At 49.5% G+C, this 4,007-nt stretch carries 2 protein-coding genes; both read left to right on the top strand.

From position 1 onward, the window contains the following. Positions 1-861 (top strand): efflux RND transporter periplasmic adaptor subunit (locus tag Q0231_RS16290; protein WP_299349266.1); only part of this gene is annotated, 861 nt, incomplete at its 5' end. Further along, entirely contained in the window at positions 858-3,953 is a 3,096-nt protein-coding gene (locus tag Q0231_RS16285) for an efflux RND transporter permease subunit (protein WP_299349263.1), read from the top strand. The genes Q0231_RS16290 and Q0231_RS16285, both read left to right, overlap by 4 nt. Positions 3,954-4,007 lie beyond the last annotated feature (54 nt).

The raw sequence follows: 4,007 nt of genomic DNA, 5'->3' as shown, positions 1-4,007 counted from the left end.
GTGTCCATTAGAGCCGAAACTCCGGGTATCTTGAAAACACGGCATGTGAACAAAGGTGATCACGTTAAGGCTGGCGATCTGTTGTGCGAAATTGATGAGGGAACCCGCAAAGCGCAATTGGCACAAGCCAAAGCCTCATTGGCGAAAGCTGAACTCGATTATTCCTCCAACAAGACACTTCGAGAAAAAGGCCTTTCACCAGCAAATTCTGGTCGACAATTTGAAGCGGCGCTTGAAGCTGCCCGTGCAGCTGTTGATGGTGCACAGGCGGAACTTGAACGCACTGTGATCTATTCTGAGGTTGCAGGTATTGTACAGGACCCAATCGCCCAGCCCGGCGATATGCTGAGCGCAGGCGCGGCTTGTGTGACCCTTGTACAAATGAACCCAATTCTATTTTCTGGCGATATTCCTGAGGCACGGATCAACGAGGCCGCCATTGGATTGCCAGTGACTGTAAAAACCATCACCGGACAAGAAGTGGTGGGCACATTGAGCTATGTGTCCCCTACATCCAACACCGCCACTCGGGCCTTCCCAGTGGAAGTGAAAATTCCGAACGATGATTATGCAATTCGTGCTGGGCTGACCGCAGAAGCGACTGCAGTTCTGGGCACAGTTAAGGCACATCTTGTGCCTCAATCAGTACTTACTTTGGACAGTGAGGGTACAATCGGCGTTCGCGCTGTGTTGGACGGCACTGTTGTGTTTCACGCTATACAAATCGTACGTGACACAACAAAGGGTATTTGGGTGACCGGCCTTCCCGGAAATGTGGAAATTATCACTTTTGGGCAGGAATATGTAATCGCTGGACAAAAGGTCGTTGCTGACAATATCAGCGACGAGAAAACATCATGATTGGTGCTCTGGAAAATATACTAAGGCGGCCAAAATCCGTCATTACGATTATGATCGTGCTGTTGTTGGCGGGTATTTCCGCCTACATTTCGTTGCCAAAAGAAGGGCAACCAGCCATTGATATTCCTTACTTGTACGTTTCAATATCGCAAACCGGCGTTTCGCCTGGTGATGCGGAGCGCTTGCTCGCGCGCCCTATGGAAACGGAATTGCGCAACCTTGATGGGTTGAAGGCCATGACCTCCACTTCGTCGACGGGTCATGCATCGATCTTCTTGGAATTTGATATCAATTTCGATAAAGATCAGGCCATTTCTGATGTGCGTGAAAAAGTTGACCGCGCCAAATCTCAATTGCCAGATGATGCAAATGAGCCAACGGTCAACGAAGTCTCGATCAGCGATTTCCCAACTGTTACTGTTGCACTGTACGGCGATGTTCCTGAACGTGCACTCTCTCAAACGGCGCGTAAATTGCAGGATCAGCTTGAAGGCATTTCTTCTGTTCGTACAGTTGATATGTCCGGCAACCGTGAAGAAGTTCTGGACATTATTGTTGATTTGAACAAACTCGAATCCTACAATTTGACCACAAACCAACTGTTTGATGCGCTAGCGCGCAACAACTTGGTGGTGCCTGCTGGCACGCTGGACACTGGGCAAGGCAAATTTGCCATCGAGGTCCCGGGCCTTATTGAAAGCGCGTCAGACGTTTATAATCTGCCGCTTAAAACCGATGGCAGCACAAATGTCACCTTTGGTGATGTGGCCACTATTCAGCGTACGTTTAAAGACGCAAATACCTACACACGTGTGAATGGGCAACCAGCTGTTATTCTAGGTGTATTCAAGCGTTTGGGCTCCAACGTTATTGATATGTCAGATAGCGTGCGTAAATTGGTCGACGAAACCGCTTCGGAGCGCAATCCGGCCATTAAAACCAGCGTTATGATTGACCAAGCGAAACCGGCTGAAGATATGCTGGGCTCTTTGCAATCAGCTGTTTTGACCGCGGTTGCGCTGGTGATGATTGTGACCATTGCAATGCTTGGCATCCGCCCTGCCCTTATGATCGGGTTTGCGATTCCAACATCGTTCATGATGGCCTTCTTATTCCTACAACTCATCGGCATGACGGTGAACATGATGATCATGTTCGGCCTTGTGTTGACTGTTGGGATGCTGGTGGATGGTGCCATTGTTATTGTTGAATATGCCGACCGAAAGATTTCTGAGGGCATGGAACGGCGCGAAGCCTTCATTCGCGCTGCAAAACTCATGTTCTGGCCAATTGTTTCCTCCACGGGCACCACACTCGCGGCGTTTTTGCCCATGCTATTGTGGCCGGGGATTATCGGTAAATTCATGAGCTATTTGCCCATCATGGTGATCATCACGCTGATTGCGTCTTTGATTACGGCCATGGTGTTTTTGCCGGTGCTTGGTGGCCTTTTGGCACGCAAGAAAGTCAGCGAAAAAGAAATGCTTGCGGCGCAAGCCCTTTCTGGACGTGACAATTTTGATCCCAAAACCGTACCAGGATTTACTGGCGGATATGTCCGCTTCTTGAACGCCATCATTCGTCGCCCGATCATGGTGCTCGTTGTTGGTGTTGGCATGATCGTTGGCATTTTCATGTACTTTGGTCAAAACAGTACAGGCGTTGAAGCGTTTCCTTCAATTGAACCTGAGTATGCCACAGTGGCGGTAACTGGACGAGGCAACTACTCGCCAATTGAAATCCGCGACTTGTTGATCGAGGTTGAAACCGAAGTACTCAAGGTTAAAGGCATCAAAGAAGTGGTGATGAATTTTGGCAGCACCGGTGCTGTTTCATCGCCTCCTCCTGATACACTTGGCAACCTGCAACTGGAGTTTGAACCCTTTTCTGATCGACGTTATGCGACAGAAATTTTTGCAGACATTCGCGAAAACATCAAAGACATCAAAGGTGTGGGCGTTGAACTGCTTGAAGCTGAAGAAGGTCCTCCAACAGGCAAAGATCTGAGCATGCGGGTGACTGCCCAGTCTTATGATGACTTGGCACCAACCGTTGCGAAAATCCGCAATTACGTGGAAAACGATCTTGGCAATATGATCGAAGTTGAAGATGGTCGTCCCCTGCCCGGTATTGATTGGAAGATCAATGTGAACCGCGAAATGGCAGCACTCTATGGCATTGGTGTTCGTGACCTAAGCCCATATGTGCAGCTGGTCACCTCTGGTGTTGCAATTGGCACATATCGTCCAGATGATGCGATTGACGAATTGGATATTCGCGTTCGTCTGCCAAAAGAGCAGCGTAGTTTTGAGGCGCTTGATTCACTAAGAATCATCACGAACGCCGGGCTTGTTCCTGTGTCCAACTTCATCACGCGTGAAGCGGTGCCAAAAGTGGCTTCCATTTCTCGCCGTGACTCTCAGTATACAATGGGCGTTCGTGCCAATGTATCGGGTGAAAAGGAAGATGGCACCCCGGTAATGGCCGCCGAAAAGGTTGAAGAGCTGAAAACTTGGATCAGCGCGCAGACCTGGCCCGCTGGTGTTGAATTTGAATATGCCGGAGCGGATGAACAGACCAACGAAACCAATGCATTTATGATGCAAGCTGGTGGCGCTGCGATGTTCTTGATGTTCCTGATCTTGCTGACGCAGTTCAACAGCTTCTACCAAGTGGCCATCACGCTATCGACAGTGGTGATGTCTGTGGCCGGTGTATTGTTGGGCATGTTGATCACCGGACAGGCGTTCTCTGCCATTATGACAGGCGTGGGCATTGTTTCGCTTGCTGGGATTGTGGTGAACAACTCTATTGTGTTGATCGACACCTACAATCGGTTCCGACACGAAGGAGCGGATCCGATCAGTGCGTCTTTGATGACCGCGTCACAGCGGTTGCGCCCTGTTCTTTTGACGACGATCACAACAGTATTTGGTTTGATTGTTGCAATTCCGGCCTTGGTGGCTTACCGGCTTTTTCGTCTCCGTATCAATAGCCTGTTGGAAGACCTTGGCACGGCAGTGCAACCCTTTGAAGAATTGTTGAGCCAGCAAACGAAAACAATCACTCGACCCACAAAGGCAAGCACTTGAGAATCAGGCGCATCAACCCAGGCGAAGCACCCGACATCAACTTGATTCCACTCA

The organism is uncultured Maritalea sp. (assembly GCF_937139385.1).
Lineage (GTDB): Bacteria > Pseudomonadota > Alphaproteobacteria > Rhizobiales > Devosiaceae > Maritalea > Maritalea porphyrae_A.
This window is presented reverse-complemented; position numbering and strand designations above follow the sequence as displayed.